The organism is Pseudacidovorax sp. DMC4 (genome assembly GCF_056314265.1).
In genome coordinates, this window is record NZ_JBQUYR010000018.1 from 108,771 (window position 1) to 125,054 (window position 16,284).

The 16,284-nt window shown below is 70.1% G+C and carries 14 protein-coding genes; 8 read left to right on the forward strand and 6 right to left on the reverse strand.

Annotation, left to right across the window (positions count from 1 at the left end):
* Positions 1–5: 5 nt before the first annotated feature.
* Positions 6–941 carry a branched-chain amino acid transaminase gene (locus ACT54X_RS26255; protein WP_294376689.1) on the reverse strand — a complete coding sequence of 312 codons (936 nt, stop codon included), beginning with the start codon at positions 939–941 and terminating at the stop codon, positions 6–8.
* Positions 942–1,097: 156 nt separating this feature from the next.
* On the opposite strand from ACT54X_RS26255, the gene ACT54X_RS26260 reads away from it, so the two are divergent.
* A complete protein-coding gene (locus ACT54X_RS26260; protein WP_294376693.1) occupies positions 1,098–2,123 on the forward strand; it encodes a recombination-associated protein RdgC in 1,026 nt (341 codons plus the stop codon).
* 157 nt (positions 2,124–2,280) lie between these two features.
* Here the strand turns inward: ACT54X_RS26260 and ACT54X_RS26265 are convergent, their stop codons facing one another.
* The 3 genes from ACT54X_RS26265 to radA all read right to left on the reverse strand — a co-directional run bounded on the left by ACT54X_RS26265 (position 2,281) and on the right by radA (position 6,100).
* Entirely contained in the window at positions 2,281–2,751 is a 471-nt protein-coding gene (locus tag ACT54X_RS26265) for a glycerate kinase (RefSeq protein ID WP_294376694.1), read from the reverse strand.
* A gap of 76 nt (positions 2,752–2,827) precedes the next feature.
* Complete coding sequence (locus ACT54X_RS26270) at positions 2,828–4,342, reverse strand: BCCT family transporter (RefSeq protein ID WP_294376697.1); 1,515 nt, start codon at positions 4,340–4,342, stop codon at positions 2,828–2,830.
* A 375-nt stretch (positions 4,343–4,717) separates the two neighbouring features.
* Positions 4,718–6,100, reverse strand: a complete 1,383-nt coding sequence (gene radA, locus ACT54X_RS26275) for a DNA repair protein RadA (RefSeq protein ID WP_114801657.1) — start codon at positions 6,098–6,100, stop codon at positions 4,718–4,720.
* A 143-nt stretch (positions 6,101–6,243) separates the two neighbouring features.
* On the opposite strand from radA, the gene ACT54X_RS26280 reads away from it, so the two are divergent.
* From ACT54X_RS26280 to ACT54X_RS26290, 3 genes are all read left to right on the forward strand, one after another.
* A complete protein-coding gene (locus ACT54X_RS26280; RefSeq protein ID WP_017758885.1) occupies positions 6,244–7,230 on the forward strand; it encodes a Bug family tripartite tricarboxylate transporter substrate binding protein in 987 nt (328 codons plus the stop codon).
* A 25-nt stretch (positions 7,231–7,255) separates the two neighbouring features.
* Positions 7,256–8,035, forward strand: coding sequence for a class II aldolase/adducin family protein (locus ACT54X_RS26285; protein WP_476349505.1), 780 nt, complete (start codon positions 7,256–7,258; stop codon positions 8,033–8,035).
* A 97-nt stretch (positions 8,036–8,132) separates the two neighbouring features.
* Positions 8,133–9,113 (forward strand): 2-dehydropantoate 2-reductase, encoded by a 981-nt coding sequence (locus ACT54X_RS26290; protein WP_294376708.1) that lies wholly within the window; start codon positions 8,133–8,135, stop codon positions 9,111–9,113.
* A gap of 20 nt (positions 9,114–9,133) precedes the next feature.
* Here the strand turns inward: ACT54X_RS26290 and ACT54X_RS26295 are convergent, their stop codons facing one another.
* Together ACT54X_RS26295 and alr are read right to left on the reverse strand one after the other, a co-directional pair.
* Entirely contained in the window at positions 9,134–9,946 is an 813-nt protein-coding gene (locus ACT54X_RS26295; protein ID WP_294376717.1) for a hypothetical protein, read from the reverse strand.
* Positions 9,943–11,043 carry an alanine racemase gene (gene alr, locus ACT54X_RS26300; RefSeq protein ID WP_294376720.1) on the reverse strand — a complete coding sequence of 367 codons (1,101 nt, stop codon included), beginning with the start codon at positions 11,041–11,043 and terminating at the stop codon, positions 9,943–9,945. The genes ACT54X_RS26295 and alr overlap by 4 nt, the downstream gene beginning before the upstream one ends.
* Positions 11,044–11,217: 174 nt before the next feature.
* On the opposite strand from alr, the gene lplT reads away from it, so the two are divergent.
* The 4 genes from lplT (at position 11,218) to ACT54X_RS26320 (ending at position 16,275) form a co-directional block, all read left to right on the forward strand.
* Positions 11,218–12,522 carry a lysophospholipid transporter LplT gene (gene lplT / locus ACT54X_RS26305; RefSeq protein ID WP_294376723.1) on the forward strand — a complete coding sequence of 435 codons (1,305 nt, stop codon included), beginning with the start codon at positions 11,218–11,220 and terminating at the stop codon, positions 12,520–12,522.
* Between the two features lie 168 nt (positions 12,523–12,690).
* Positions 12,691–13,179, forward strand: a complete 489-nt coding sequence (locus ACT54X_RS26310; RefSeq protein ID WP_476349508.1) for a glutathione peroxidase — start codon at positions 12,691–12,693, stop codon at positions 13,177–13,179.
* Between the two features lie 183 nt (positions 13,180–13,362).
* A complete protein-coding gene (locus tag ACT54X_RS26315; RefSeq protein WP_476349510.1) occupies positions 13,363–13,740 on the forward strand; it encodes a DUF2946 family protein in 378 nt (125 codons plus the stop codon).
* A gap of 177 nt (positions 13,741–13,917) precedes the next feature.
* Complete coding sequence (locus ACT54X_RS26320; RefSeq protein ID WP_476349512.1) at positions 13,918–16,275, forward strand: TonB-dependent receptor; 2,358 nt, start codon at positions 13,918–13,920, stop codon at positions 16,273–16,275.
* The last annotated feature ends 9 nt before the right edge of the window (positions 16,276–16,284 follow it).

Sequence of the window (16,284 nt, forward strand, 5' to 3'; positions counted from 1 at the left end):
GGCGATCAGACCTTGGTGAGCCAGTGGGCGTACTTGGGATTGCGGCCGTTGACGATGTCGAAGAAGGCGTTCTGCACCTTCTCGGTCACGGGGCCGCGGCTGCCGATGCCGATCTGCACCCGGTCGAGTTCGCGGATGGGCGTGACCTCGGCGGCGGTGCCGGTGAAGAAGGCCTCGTCGGCGATGTAGACCTCGTCGCGCGTGATGCGCTTCTGCACCACCTCGATGCCGAGGTCCTTGGCGATGTGCAGGATGGTGTTGCGCGTGATGCCGTTGAGCGCGCCGGCCGACAGGTCGGGCGTGTAGATCGTGCCGCCCTTGACCACAAAGATGTTCTCGCCCGCGCCTTCGGAGACGAAGCCGGCCGCGTCCAGCAGCAGGGCCTCGTCGTAGCCGTCTTCCGTGGCCTCCATGTTGGCCAGGATGGAGTTGCTGTAGTTGGAGACCGCCTTGGCCTGCGTCATCGTGATGTTCACGTGGTGGCGGGTGTAGCTGCTGGTCTTGACGCGGATGCCGCGCTTGAGGCCCTCTTCGCCCAGGTAGGCGCCCCAGGCCCAGGCCGCGACCATCGCATGGATGGTGTTGCCCTTGGGGCTCACGCCCAGCTTCTCGGAGCCGATCCAGACCAGCGGGCGCAGGTAGCAGCTTTCGAGCTGGTTGGCCCGCACGACTTCCTTCTGCGCCTCGTTGAGTTGCTCCTTGCTGAACGGGATGTTCATGCGCAGGATCTTGGCGCTGTTGTAGAGGCGCTCGGTGTGCTCTTCGAGGCGGAAGATGGCGGTGCCATTCACGGTGTTGTAGGCCCGCACTCCTTCGAAGGCGCCGCAGCCGTAGTGCAGCGTGTGGGTCAGCACATGGATCTTCGCGTCGCGCCAGTCGACGAGTTCACCGTCCATCCAGATCTTGCCGTCACGGTCGGCCAGCGAGGGGATCGCGCTCATGTCTTGCTTGTCCTTGCAGGGAGAAATGCGGGGAGCCGGCGATTTTAAGGCGCCGGCCTGCCCGGGCTTTTACTCGGGCTTACAGGCCGCGCAGGCGACCCCGGCCACGCGGCGCACGCACAATCGCCCGCTTCGCGTTTTTCCCGCCGACCTGCCGTGCCCCGTTTCAAGAACGTCATCAGCTTCCGCATCGAGCCCGCATGGGCGCCCGACTTCGACGCCGCCCAGCAGCAGCTGGAAAAGGAGCGCTTCGTGCCCTGCGGCGCGACGCAGGAATCGTCCGCCGGCTGGGTCGAGCCCCGCGGCCAGGCCGAGGGCCCGCTGCTGGAGTCCGTCGGCGGCCAGTGGCTGTTGGAGTACATGGTCGAGAGCAAGACGCTGCCCGCCTCGGTGGTGCGCCGCAAGCTCGACGAGCGCTGCGCGCAGATCGAGCAGCAGACCGGCCGCCAGCCCGGCAAGAAGGAGAAGAAGCAGCTCAAGGAAGACATCACGCAGGAGCTGCTGCCCATGGCCTTCACCCGCCATGCGCGCATCGCCGTGTGGATCGACCCGGGCGCAAGGCGACTGACGCTGGACACCTCCAACCAGGCCCGCGCCGACGGCGTGGTGACGGCCCTGGTCAAGGCGCTGGACGGCTTCGGCGTGTCGGCCTTCCACACGCAGGTGGAGCCCGGCAGCGCCATGGCCGGCTGGCTGGCCACGCAGGAGCCACCGGCGGGCTTTTCCATCGACCGCGACTGCGAGCTCAAGGCCACGGACGACTCCAAGGCCGTGGTGCGCTATGCCAAGCATCCCCTGGACATCGAGGAGGTGCGCGAGCACATCGCCCAGGGCAAGCGGCCGACCCGCCTGGCGCTGACCTGGGAGGACCGCGTCTCCTTCGAGCTGACCGAGGGCATGCAGCTGCGCAAGCTGCAGTTCCTGGAAGGCGTGTTCGACGGCGCCGGCAGCGATGCGCAGGCCAAGGACGAGGGCTTCGACACCGATGCCGCCATCGTGACCGGCGAGCTGGGGCAGTTGCTGCCCGCGTTGCTGGAGGCACTGGGCGGGGAGATGGCGCCGGGCATGGCGGCGGCAGCCGCGCCAGCGCCGGTGGCCGCGCCGCGGGCTGAATCGCAATTGGTGGCAGAGACAACGCCCGGATCGACGTCGGCGACCGACGACGACGGCCCGCCCTTCTGAAGATGAAGCCCCTCACTCCTTGCGGGAGAGGGGTTGGGGAGAGGGGGAGCCTGCGCGCCAACAGCCCTGCGCCTTGCGAGCGCCGCTCCTCTCCCCCGCCCCCCACAAGGGGAGAGGGAGCAGAAAACGGGCGCCCTCGTGGAAAGAGAAAGGTCGCTCAGCGACCGTCCGGCGCCACCCCGGTCGCCATGCCGCCGGCCTCGGCAACCGAGGGCACGACCGCCGCCGCCTCCTCCACCTGAACCGGCCGCGTCAGCTTCCATTCCCGCAGCTTGCCTTCGTGGAAGGTCGCGTCCACGTAGGAGTCGCTGTTGTCGGTCCAGCGGAAGACTTCGGGCTGCACGCCTTCGGGCGTCTGTGCGGCGCCGATCGCGCGGGTCATGGCGATCACATGCAGCAGCGTCATGCGCGGCTTGAGCTTGGCATTGAGCATCACCGCACTGTCCACATAGCCCATCGGCCGGTTGCCGGCGCGGCGAAGCACCGTCATCGTGCGCGTGAAGTGCAGCAGCAGGAACATCATGATGCCGCCAGCCACGCCAACGACGCCCGCCAGGCCATAGCTGCGCCATCCGATCACCAGCAGGGCCAGTCCCGCGACCGGGACGAGGATTTTCGAGAGAGTCATGGCGGCAGATTGTCCCTGCTCGCGCCGCGGGTCCGCATTGCGGACATCCGCAGGCCGCGCTGCGGGTCAACCCGGATCACTTGACCATCTCGCGCATCCGGCGGCGCAGGGCGCGCTCACGTTTCTGCTCCTCATCCCAGTCGTGGCGGATCGCCCAGGTGACGGAGATCGCCATCAGCACCAACACCAGCGCGAAGGGCAGTGCGAACACGATGGTGGCCGTCTGCACCGCGTTCAAGCCGCCCGCCAGCAGCAGGCTCAGCGCGATGGCCGCCACCAGCACGCCCCAGATGATCTTGACGCGGGCGGGCGGGTTGGGATTGCCCTGCGTGCTCATGGTGCCCAGCACCAGCGTGGCCGAATCGCCCGAAGTGACGAAGAAGACGAACACCAGGATGGTGGCCACCACGGACAGGATGGCGCCGCCGGGCATCGCGTCGAACATCACGAACATCGCGCTCGACACGTTGGAAGCCACGGCCTCGGCCAGCGGGACGCCACGGAAGATCTCGTAGTTGAGCGCCGTGCCGCCAAACACCGCGAACCAGGCGAAGCCCACCAGGCTGGGCGCCAGCACGGTGCCCACCAGGAATTGGCGCACCGTGCGCCCGCGCGAGACCCGCGCGATGAACAGGCCCACGAAGGGCGACCAGGCCAGCCACCAGGCCCAGTAGAAGATGGTCCAGTCGCCGATCCACGAGCTCTGGCGGAAGGGCGTCATGCGCAGGCTCATCCGCACGAAGTCGCTGAGGTAGGAACCCAGGGTGGCGGTAAAGGTGTCGATGATGGCGATGGTCGGCCCCAGGCACAGCACCACCAGGGCCAGCAGGCCGGCCACGATCAGGTTGCCCATCGACAGCCACTTGACGCCGCGCTCCACGCCGCTCACGGCCGAGGTGAGGAACAGCACCGTGGTCACCACGATGATGGCCGACTCTGTCCATCGGCTGTCGGGCAGGCCGAACGCCTGCTGCAGCCCGGCACCGATCTGCGTGGCGCCCATGCCCAGCGACGCGGCGACGCCGAAGGCCGTGGCGACCACAGCCAGCACGTTGACCACCGGCGACAGCCGCCGGGTCCAGGCCCAGGGCAGCGCCTCGGTGGCCGAACTCACCAGCGGCAAGGCCTTGCGCCGGAAGGTGAAGAAGCTGATCGCCAAGCCCACGATGCCGTAGATGGCCCAGGGATGGAAGCCCCAGTGGAAGAAGGAATAGCGCATGGCCGCGCCCGCAGCGTCCGCCGTGTTGGGCGCGATGCCCGGCGGCGGCGTGACGTAGTGCGACACCGGCTCGGCCACGCCCCAGAACACCAGGCCGATGCCCATGCCGGCCGCGAACAGCATCGAGAACCAGGCACCCAGGGAGAACTCGGGCTCGTCGTCCTCGTCGCCGAGCTTGAGGTCGCCGTAACGGCTCACGGCCAGGAAGAAGGCCAGCAGCACCAGGCCCAGCACCACCCACAGGTAGAACCAGCCGAAGGTGCGGGTGATGTCGGCGAGCAGCGTGCCGAAGACGCTGTCCAGTGTGCGGGGCGAGATCAGGCCCCAGAGCACCACGGCCCCGATGATGGCCGCGGAAACGATGAGTTGCATGGCGCACTCCTCCTCGATCGGTGCGCCCTGCGTGGCCCGCCGTGCCCCCCGGGGAACGGTTCAGGCGTCCGCCACGCATGCTGCATGCCGGCACGGGCGCTGATGGATGAAAACACCCGCGGACGACGGCGCGGCATCGGGCGATGCACGAACCAGTCCACGGACGAGGGGCGGGCGGCAGCGGGGCCACCCCGATGCCCAGACTACCGGCGCGAGAGGCCGGATAGGGCGGAACGAAGGCGCGGATTGTAGGCGGCGGGCACCCGGCGTGTCTGTAGGCGCAGGCCGGGCGTCGGGCAGGCGGGACGCGGTTGCGCGGTTGCGCGGTTCCTCCGCACCCGTCGACGGGCGCCGCGCTGGAATCAACGCAGCAGCTCAGTCCAGCTGCCGCACCACCGCCATCGCCTCGTCCACCCGGTCGACGGCATGGATGGTCAGCCCCTCGATGGGCTTCTTCGGCGCATTGGCCTTGGGCACCAGCGCCACCGAGAAGCCCAGCTTGGCCGCCTCGCGCAGGCGCTCCTGCCCACGCGGCGCCGGCCGCACCTCGCCGGCCAGGCCGACTTCGCCGAAGGCCACGAAGCCCTTGGGCAGCGCCTTGCCGCGCAGGCTGGAGCTGATGGCCAGCATCACCGCCAGGTCGGCCGCCGGCTCGGTGATGCGCACGCCGCCCACGGCGTTGACGAACACGTCCTGGTCCATGCTGGCCACGCCCGCATGGCGGTGCAGCACTGCCAGCAGCATGGCCAGGCGGTCGCGCTCCAGGCCCACCGACAGGCGGCGCGGGCTGGGGCCGCCGTCGTCCACCAGCGCCTGGATCTCCACCAGCATCGGCCGTGTGCCCTCCAGCGTCACCAGCACCACGCTGCCGGGCACCGGCTGCGCATGCTGGCTCAGGAAGATGGCACTGGGATTGGCCACGCCGCGCAGGCCGCGCTCGGTCATGGCGAAGACGCCGATCTCGTTGACGGCGCCGAAGCGGTTCTTGATGGCGCGCACCAGGCGGAAGCTGGAATGCGTGTCGCCCTCGAAGTACAGCACCGTGTCCACCATGTGCTCCAGCACGCGCGGGCCGGCCAGCGCGCCTTCCTTGGTCACATGGCCCACCAGCACCACCGCGGTGCCGCTGGCCTTCGCGAAGCGCGTCAGGTGCGCGGCGCATTCGCGCACCTGCGCCACCGAGCCGGGCGCCGAAGTGAGCTGGTCGGAATACACGGTCTGGATCGAATCGATGATGGCGATGGCAGGCCGGTGCGCGTCGAGCGTGGCGAGGATCTTCTCGAGCTGGATCTCGGCCATCAGCTGCACCTGCGAGCGCTCGAGCCCCAGCCGGTGGGCGCGCAGCGCCACCTGGGCGCCGCTTTCCTCGCCGGTCACGTACAGGGCGATCTGCCCGGCGTTCTGCAGCGCGTCGGCCGCCTGCAGCAGCAGGGTCGACTTGCCGATGCCCGGGTCGCCGCCGATCAGCGTCACGCCGCCCGGCACGATCCCGCCGCCGAGCACGCGATCCAGCTCTTCCAGGCCGGTGGCCGTGCGCGCCACGTCGGTGGCCTCGATCTCGGCCAGCACCGCCAGCTCGGAGGCGCCGCCCAGCGCGGCGAAGGTGTTGCCGAAGCGGTTCTGCGCCGCGCCGGGCGCCGCGGCCGGCGCCTGCTCGACCAGCGAGTTCCACGCGCCGCAGGAGGGGCATTTGCCGAGCCACTTGGGGCTGGTGCCTCCACATTCGCTGCACACGTACTGGGTCTTGTCCTTGGCCATCGGTCGAGTGTAGGGACCCCCATCGCGCGGCCCCGGGGCTCGCGTAAACCAGAAGGTCCGATGGCGGGACGCGCTGGAACAATGTCGGCCATCCACCGGGCGCGTCGCGCCCGTTTTTTTCCTCTCGTTCCGGAGACATCCCCATGCAGATCACCCGCCGTCACCTGCTGCAGACCACCGGCGCCTCGGCGCTGCTCGCCGGCATCGGCCAGCAGGCCTTCGCCCAGGCCGCGCTGGAGAACGCCACCATCGTCACCGGCTTCGCGGCCGGCGGCACCTCCGACACCATCTGCCGCCGCGTGGCGCAGAAGCTGCAGCCCGACTACGCCAAGGCCGTGGTGGTGGACAACCGCACCGGCGCGGGCGGCCAGATCGCCATCAACTACATCAAGGCCCGCCCGGCCGACGGCACGACGATGCTGCAGACGCCCACGTCGATGCTGACGATCTATCCGCACATCTACAAGAAGCTGTCGTACGACCCGCAGACCGACCTCACGCCCGTGAGCCTGGGCTGCGTGTTCGACTTCGGCTTCGCCGTGGGCCCGGCCGTGCCGGCCAGCGTCAAGACCGTGGCCGACTTCCTGGCCTGGGCCAAGGCCAACCCGACGGGCGCCAACTTCGGCTCGCCCGCCGCCGGCTCCACGCCGCACTTCGTGGGCGTGCTGATCGGCAAGAGCGCCGGCGTCGAGCTCAAGCACGCAGCCTACCGCGGCACGCAGCCGGCCATGCTGGACCTGCTGGGCGGCAACATCTCGGCCGTGTCGGGCCCCATCGGCGACATCACGCAGCACCTGTCCACGGGCAAGGTCCGCATCCTGTCGGTCTCGGGCACCAAGCGCAGCCGCTTCGCACCCGACGTGCCCACGCTGATGGAGCAGGGCATCAACATGGCGCACAGCGAGTGGTTCGCCTTCTTCCTGCCACCCAAGGCCAACCCGGAGCTGGTCGCCCGCCTGAATGCCGGCATGAAGAACGCCCTGGCGCAGAAGGACGTGATCGACGGCCTGGGCACCTTCGGCCTGGAAGCCATGTCCTCCACCCCCGCCGAACTGGCCGAGCTGATCAAGAAGGACACGGCCAAGTGGGGCCCCATCGTCAAGGAAGTCGGCTTCACGGCCGAGGCCTGACGAGGCCGCAGCGGGACGGATCGCCATGACCTTGCCGGCCTCGTCGCTGATCCATCCCAACCTGCATCCCGACGAGCGGGCCGCCCGCGTGGAGCTGGCGGCCTGCTACCGCGTCTTCGCCATGCTGGGCTGGACGGAGATGATCTACAACCACATCACTGTCCGGCTGCCCGACAGCGTCACGGGCGGCGAGAAGCAGTTCCTGATCAACCCCTTCGGCCTGCACCACAGCGAGGTCACGGCCAGCAACCTGGTCAAGATCGACCTGGCGGGCCGGGTGCTCGACGGCTCGGCGCATCCGGTCAATCCCGCGGGCTTCACGGTGCATGCGGCCATCCACGACGGGCTGCCCGGGGCGCACTGCGTGATGCACACCCACACCACCGCCGGCATGGCGGTGGCCTGCGTGCAGGGCGGGCTGTCGCTGTCCAACTTCTACGCCGCGCAGTTGCATGGCCGGGTGGCGTACCACGACTTCGAGGGCGTGACGGTGCATGCCGACGAGGGCCCGCGCCTGCTGGCCAGCATCGGCGACAAGCCGGCCGTCATCCTGCGCAACCACGGCCTGCTGGTCTGGGGCCAGACGCTGCCGCAGGCCTTCGTCACGCTGTGGACGCTGCAGCGCGCCTGCGAAGTGCAGTTGGCGACGATGAGCATGGGCACGCCGATCCCCGTGGCCGAGGCCATCGCCGAGCAATGCAAGCGCGACGCGCTGCAGTTCCACCCCAAGCAGGGTGCCGGTCAGGACGTCTTCGACGCGCTCGTACGACAGGTGGACCGGCTCGACCCTGGCTACCGCGCCTGAGCATCCGCGGCCGCCGACCGCCGCGTTGCGCGCACGGAGCCGCCCGGGCGACTAGCATCGTCGCCCATCGCGGCTTTGCGACTTTCGGACCCATCCCATGAAGATCTGCATCTACGGTGCCGGCGCCATCGGCGGCTGGCTAGGCGTGGCCCTGGCCCAGGCGGGCGAGCGGCTGAACGTGGTGGCGCGCGGCGCCACGCTCGAAGCGCTGCAAACGAGTGGCCTGCAGCTGGTGCGCCAGGGCGGCGTGGTCACGCGCGTGCCGGTGAACGCGGTGGAGGACCCTGCGGCCCTCGGTCCGCAGGACGTGGTGACCGTCGCCGTCAAGGCGCCCGCCCTCGCCGCCGTGGCCGAGCGCATCGGCCCGCTGCTGGGGCCGGACACCGTCGTGCTCACGGCCATGAACGGCGTGCCCTGGTGGTTCCTCGACGGCGGCTTCGGCGGCCCGCTGGCGGGGCGGCGGCTGTCCGCCATCGATCCCGACGGGCGCATCGCCGCGGCCATTCCGGGCCATCACGTGATCGGCGGCGTGGTGCATGCGAGCTGCTCGCTCGACGGGCCCGGCGTGGTGCGCCACCACTTCGGCAACGGCCTGATCGTCGGCGAGCCCTCGGGCGAGCCGACCGAGCGGGTGCAGCGCCTGGCCGACCTGCTGCAGCGCGGCGGCATCGACGCCCGCGTGTCGCCGCAGATCCAGAAGGACGTCTGGTACAAGCTCTGGGGCAACATGACGGTCAACCCCATCAGCGCGCTGACGGGTGCGACCACCGATCGCATCCTGGCCGACGACCTGCTGCGCGGCTTCATCTCGGCCGTGATGCTGGAGGCCCGCACCGTGGGCGAGCGCATCGGCGTGCCCATCGCCGAGATGCCGGAGGACCGCCACGCGGTCACGCGCAAGCTGGGCGCCTTCAAGACCTCGATGCTGCAGGACGTGGAGGCCGGCCGGCCGGTGGAACTCGATGCGCTGGTCAGCGCTGTGCGCGAGCTGGCCGAGGGCGTCGGGCTGGCCACGCCCTTCACCGACGCGCTGCTGGGCCTGGCCCGGGTGCAGGCGCGGGGGCTGGGGCTGTACTGAGTGCGAGGTTGCGGGGCCGTCTAGCGCCGGCCCGTGATGATCCGCAGCGCCTCCGGCAGCGTGTGGGCCTGGGGCACGAAGTGGTCGACCGCGGCACCCAGCAGCACGGCGCACAGCAGGGCACCCAGCAGCGGCTTCCAGGTCAGGCGCACGGCGGCCATCAACCAGCCTTCACGGGCCAGGCGCCGGGTGGTGCGAACCGCCGCATAGGAGAAGGCCAGTTCGACCGCGACGGCCAGCAGCGCCTCCGAGCCGAAGTACAGCCACAGCAGCGAGCCGGCCCCCAGCAGCAGCGCGACACCGATCAGGAAGACGGCCACGACGGGCACCACCACGATGGCGCCCTCGTCCGCAGCGCCGGCGGCCTCGAGCGCCCCCGAGGCCAGGTCACCCAGCGCGTTGCCGTCGGCCGCGGCCGGCGCCGAGAAATCGCCCTGCGCTCCCGCGCCCGCGAAGTCACCGCCGCCGCCCGTGCGGGGCATCGATGGGCCTGCGCCACCGCGGCCGGCCGGCAGGTCGGACCCCGGGAGGTCGAACGCATCGCCCCAATCCCCGCATTCGCCTTCGCGCCGCTCGCCCAGCAGCCGACGCGCCCAGAGGCGCAGCAGGCCCAGGTAGACCAGGTAGCCCACGCCCAGGGTGAGCAGGTAGCGCAGGGCCAGCGAATCGACCTCGGCCCCATGCCGCAGCAGGGCCGAACAGGCCCACATCGTGAGCAGCACGAGGCTGCCGATCAGCCAGCCGTGCATGCGCAGGCTGTGGCGCCGGTGCAGCGCCTGCTCCAGCGCCGATTCCTCCAGGCGCACGGAGCGCCAGGTCGAGCGGACCTTCATTCCAGCGCTTCGACCACGACCGGCACGCGCGGCGCCACGGCGCACATCAGCTCGTAGCCCACGGTGCCGCTGGCGCGGGCCACCTCGTCGATGGGCAGCAGAGTGCCGTGCTGCGCGCTGCGGCCCCACAGCACCACCTCGCTGCCGAAGCCGGCCTCGGGCACGGGCGTGAGGTCGACGGTGACCATGTCCATGCTCACGCGGCCGACGACCCGGGTGCGCACGCCGTCGACCAGCACCGGCGTGCCGGTGGGCGCATGGCGCGGATAGCCGTCGGCATAGCCCACGGCCGCGATGCCGATGCGCATGGGCTGCTCGGCCACGAAGCTGGAGCCATAGCCCACGGTGTCGCCCGGCTGCAGCGACTGCACGCCGATGAGCCGCGTGGCCAGCGTCATGCCGGGCTGCAGTTGCCAGTGGGCCGCGTCGTGCTCGGGAAAGTCGGGAGCGCTGCCATAGAGCACGATGCCCGGCCGCACCCAATCGGCCCGGGTGCGGGTTGCATGGCGCAGTACCGCGGCGCTGTTGGCGATGCAGCGCTCGCCGGGCAGGTCGGCCGTGGCGTCGTCGAAGGCGGCCATGGCCGCGTCGATGCCGCACGGGCCGTCGGCATCGCTGAAATGCATCATCAGCGAGACCTCGTCCACCTGCGGCAGGGCCGTGAGGCGCGTCCATGCAGCGCGCATGCGGCCCGGCGCGAAGCCCAGGCGGTTCATGCCCGAGTTCATCTTGAGGAAGACGCGGTGCGGCGCCTGCGTCTTGTGCGCGGCCAGCCAGTCGATCTGCTCGTCGCAGTGCACCGTGTGCCACAGGCTCAGGCGCGAGCACAACTCCAGGTCGCGCGCATCGAACACGCCTTCGAGCAGCAGGATGGGGCCACGCCAGCCCAGGGCGCGCACGCGCTCGGCCTCGGCCAGGTCCAGCAACGCGAAGCCATCGGCGGCCCGGAAGGCCTCGAACACGCGCTCGATGCCGTGGCCGTAGGCATTGGCCTTGACCACCGCCCAGACGCTGGCCGGGGCCGCCCCGCGGCGGGCGCGCTCGAGGTTGTGGCGCAGCGCGCCGGGGTGGATGGTGCAGAGGATCGGGCGGGGCATGGGGCGGCCGGAATTCGATGCGGGATGACGCCCATGTCGGACGCGGACGGGCCGCCTGCGGCAGGGTTATGGGTCATTTTGGCATTGCACCTGCGTGCTATAACCACGGGCCCCCGACCCCGGGGATTTTTTGTATACAGCTTCGAGCCTGCACATGGCCAGCCAGCCCCATCGATGAAGCGCGGCTTCTACACCATCATGTCGGCCCAGTTCTTCTCGTCGCTGGCCGACCAAGCGCTCTTCGTGGCTGCCGTCGAACTGCTGCGGACCGCGGGCGCACCGGAGTGGCAACGGGCGGCACTGGTGCCGATCTTCGCCATCTTCTATGTGGCCCTGGCGCCGCTGGTCGGCGCCTTCGCCGACGCGCTGCCCAAAGGCAAGGTCATGTTCATCAGCAATGCCATCAAGGTGGTGGGCTGCCTGATGATGCTGTTCGGCAGCCACCCCCTGGCCGCCTATGCGGTGGTGGGCCTGGGCGCGGCGGCCTACTCGCCGGCCAAGTACGGCATCCTGACCGAGCTGTTGCCCGCCTCGCAGCTCGTCAAGGCCAACGGCTGGATCGAAGGGCTGACCATCGCCTCGATCATCCTGGGCATCGTGCTCGGCGGCCTGCTGGTGGGCGAGCCTGTCTCCAACCGGCTGCTGGCGCTGGACGTGCCGCTGATCGACACCGGCATCAACACCCCGCCGGAAGCCGCCATCAGCGTGTTGATCGCGGTGTATGCGCTGGCCGCCTGGTTCAACACCCGCATCCCGCACACCGGCGTGGCCATGCGTCCGCTGCGCGCCGATCCGCACCGCAGCTTCGTGGGCAACCTCGTGGCGCTGCTGCCCGACTTCTGGCAGTGCAACGCACGGCTGTGGCGCGACAAGCTCGGCCAGATCTCGCTGGCCACGACCACGCTCTTCTGGGGCGCCGGCGGCAACCTCAAGTACATCGTGCTGGCCTGGGCCTCGCTGGCCCTGGGCTACAGCACGCCGCAGGCCTCGGCGCTGACCGGCGTGGTGGCCATCGGCACCGCCGTGGGCGCCGTGGTGGCCTCGGTGCGCATGCGGCTGGACATGGCGACGCAGGTGATTCCGCTGGGCATCGGCATGGGCCTGCTGGTGATCGCGATGAACTTCATCTCGAACGTGTGGGTGGCCGTGCCCTTCCTGATCCTGCTGGGCGGCCTGGGCGGCTTCCTGGTGGTGCCGATGAATGCACTGCTGCAGCACCGTGGCCACAACCTGATGGGCGCGGGCCGTTCGATCGCCGTGCAGAACTTCAACGAGCAGGCCTGCATCCTGCTGCTGGGGGCCTTCTACAGCGCCTGCACGGGCCTCGGGCTGTCGGCCTTCGGCGCGATCACCGCCTTCGGCATCGTGGTCGCCGGCTTCATGGAGCTCATCCGCCGGTGGCACCAGCGCAACCTGAAGGTGCATGGCGAGGAAGTGCAGCGCCTGCTCGAGATCGCCCGCAGCGATAAGCATCATTGACCACCCCCGTTGCTTGCTCACTTCGTGTAGCCGCCTCCCCCCTCAAGGGGGCGCACCCGGCGGCCCGGCGGAGCCGGTTCCGCGGGTGCCCTTGCATGGCGTGCTTCGCGGCCAGCCGACACGGCCCTCGTCAGCGATGGGCACCACCCACTTGATGAGGAGATCGACATGACGACGCTTCACGACTTCGAGGTTCGCCGGCTGGACGGCTCGCCGGTCTCGCTGGGCGAGTTCCGCGGGCAGGTGGTGCTGGTGGTCAACACCGCCAGCCAGTGCGGCTTCACGCCGCAGCTGGGCGGGCTGGAAGCATTGCATGCCCGCTTCCAGGACCGCGGCTTCGCGGTGCTGGGCTTTCCCTGCAACCAGTTCGGCGGGCAGGAGCCCGGCTCGGCCGAGGAGATCGGCAGCTTCTGCCAGCGCAACTACGGCGTGAGCTTCCCGATGATGGAGAAGATCGACGTCAACGGCGCCAATGCCGCGCCGCTGTACCGGTGGCTCACGAGCGAGAAGCCCGGGCTGCTGGGCACGCAGGCCATCAAGTGGAACTTCACCAAGTTTCTGGTGGGCCGCGACGGGCAGGTGATCCGCCGCTATGCGCCGCTGGACAAGCCGGAGTCCATCGCGGCGGACATTGAGGCGGCGCTGAGCGCAGGCTGAGCCGGCAGGCAGGCCTGCGCGCCGTTCTGCCCTTCGACAAGCTCAGAGCGAACGGGGTGATGCCCAGTTCAGGACGCACGGATGGCACCCAACTCGGGGCGAAGGGTGAGGGCCGTGCAACACCCTCGGACAAAAAGTCCGCCGCATCGCGCGAAGCCCGCTCCTAGAATCGCGCGCTCGCCCATGCGCTCCTTCGCACGCACCCTCCATCGCCTTGCCCGCGGCCTGCTCGGTCGCGCGGTGCTGCTGTGGTTCGCGCTGTCGATGGGTGCGGCCATTGCCTCGCCGCTGGTGCATCCGCAGGCCATGGAACTGGTCTGCTCGGCGATGGGTGCCGTGAAGGTGGTCGTGAAGACCGACGACGGCGTCCAGGAGATGGGCGCCACGCACATGGACTGCCCCCTGTGCGTCTCCACCGGCGCACCGCCGCCGCAGGCACCCCTGCTGCAACTGCCCCAGGCCCAGCCCCTGGGCGTGGCCCTGCAGCCCATCGAGGCCGCCCGCCTGGCGGCGGCCACCGCCGCGCCGCTGCCGGCGCGCGGGCCCCCGGCACTGCGCTGAGCTGTTCTCTTCCCGTTCGCCCGCGGTGTTGACCGGCGGCGCGACGGCCCCGGCCCTGCGGGCCGGCCGTCTGCGTCCGACCGCCGAACACCCGGCGTGGACCCGAACCACAGATCGCCGCGCAGGCCCGGGCCGGACCGACTCCGGCCACCGGCTGCGCGGATGCCAGGCCTCTCCATGAATCCCTCATTGCACCCGCGCGCTGCCGAGCGCGCCCGCTTGTCCCGGCTCGCCCTGCGCGCCGGCCTTTCGCTGCCGCTGGCCCTGCCTTTGGGCACGCTGGCGCAGCAGGCCGGCACCACCGCCGCCGACACGCCCGAGCGCGTCAAGTCGCTCGGCGTGGTCACCGTCACCGGCGGCCAGCCCACCTCGCTGCCGACGCAGATCCCCACCACCATCGAAGGCGTCACGCGCGAAGAGATCGCCACGCGCATCAATGCCACCGACAGCGAGGACGCGCTCAAGTACCTGCCCAGCCTGCTGGTGCGCAAGCGCTACATCGGCGACTACAACCACGCGATCCTCTCGACCCGCGCCTCGGGCACCGGCAACAGCGCGCGCTCGGCGGTGTATGCGGACGGCATCCTGCTGTCCAACTACCTGGGCAACGGCATCGCCAACGGCACCAACTTCGCGCCGCGCTGGGGCCTGGTGTCGCCGGAGGAGATCGAGCGGGTGGACGTGATGTACGGCCCGTTCTCGGCCGCCTATCCCGGCAACTCGGCCGGCGCGGTGGTCGACTACGTGACGCGCATGCCGACGACGCTCGAAGCGCATGTGAGCGCCGGCTACTCGTCGCAGCCCAACCAGCTCTACAACACCGACCAGACCTTCAACAGCTGGCAGACCAGCGCCTCCATCGGCAGCCGCGCGGGCGACTGGTCGTGGTGGATCCACCTCAACCGCACCCGCAGCGAAGGCCAGCCGCTGACCTTCACCACGGCCACCGTCGCCTCGGGCACGCCCGGTCGTGCAGGCACGCCGGTCACGGGCTGGGTGGGCGGACTCAACACCACCAACACGCCCTGGTACATCCTGGGCACGGGCACGGCCTACCAGACGGTGCAGGACCAGGCCAAGCTGAAGCTGGCCTACGACATCACGCCCACGCTGCGCGCCAGCTACACGCTGGGCTGGTGGCAGAACAGCTCGGAAGGCCGTCCGGCCAGTTACCTGACGGGGCCCGACGGCCTGCCGGTGTACAGCGGCACGGTCAACATCCTCGGCAGAAGCTACACGCTCGCGCCCACCGCCTTTCCGCTGACCAACGACGACCAGACGCACCTGATGCACGGCCTGTCGCTCAAGAGCCGCACCGAGGGCGTTTTCGACTGGGAGCTCGCGGCCAGCCTGTACGACTACCGCAAGGACCAGCAGCGTGCGCCCACGGTGGCGCTGCCGATCGCCGCCTACGGCGGGGCGGGCACGCTGCAGGACCAGGACGGCACCGGCTGGAACACGCTGGCCGCCAAGGGCACCTGGCGCCCCCAGGGCCTGCAGGGCGCGCACATCGTGGACTTCGGCATCGGCCGCGATGCCTACAAGCTGGCCATCGCCAAGAACAACGTCGCCGGCAGCTGGATCGACGGGCCCATCAACCCGCTCTCGCTGGTCAGCAACGTGGGCGGCCGCACGCAGACCGTGAGCGCCTGGGCGCAGGACGCCTGGCGTTTCGCCCCGCGCTGGAAGGCCGTGCTCGGCCTGCGCTGGGAGGACTGGCAGGCCGAGGACGGCCTGAGCGCCAGCGCCACCAGCGCCCTGCGCTATGCCCGCCGCAGCGAGTCGCACCTCTCGCCCAAGGCCGCCCTCGCCTTCCAGGCCACCGACGACACGGTGATCAAGGCCTCGGTCGGCCGCGCGGTGCGCTTTCCGACCGTGGGCGAGCTGTACGGCGCCACCAGTGGCACGCTGTCCTTCGTCAACGACCCGACGCTCAAGCCCGAGAAGTCCTGGACCGGCGAACTCAGCGCCGAGAAGGACCTGGGCAACGGCCTGCTGCGCGCCACGCTCTTCCACGAGACCACGCGCGATGCACTCTTCAGCCAGCTGGTGCCCGGCACCACCACCTCGCGCGTGCAGAACGTCGACAAGGTGCGCACCACCGGCGTGGAGCTGGCCTACACCGGCACCGATGTCTTCATGCGCGGCCTGGACCTGGGCGGTAGCCTGACCTTCGCCGACTCGCGCACCGTGGCCAATGTGGCCAATCCGGCGAGCGTGGGCAAGTGGCAGCCGCGCGTGCCGCGCTGGCGCTCCACGGTGTACGCCACCTACCGTCCCACCGACCGATGGTCCTTCACCGTGGCGGCGCGCTACAGCGGGCGCCAGTACTCCAACCTGGACAACAGCGACGTCAACGCCGATGCCTACTTCGGCGCCAGCAAGTACTTCACCGTCGACACGCGCGTGCGCTGGCAGATCGACCGCCATTTCTCGGCCGCCTTCGGCATCGACAACCTCAACAACGCCCAGTACTGGAACTTCCACCCCTACCCGCAGCGCACCTACACCGCGTCGCTGCAGTGGGACCTGTGATCCACCCCA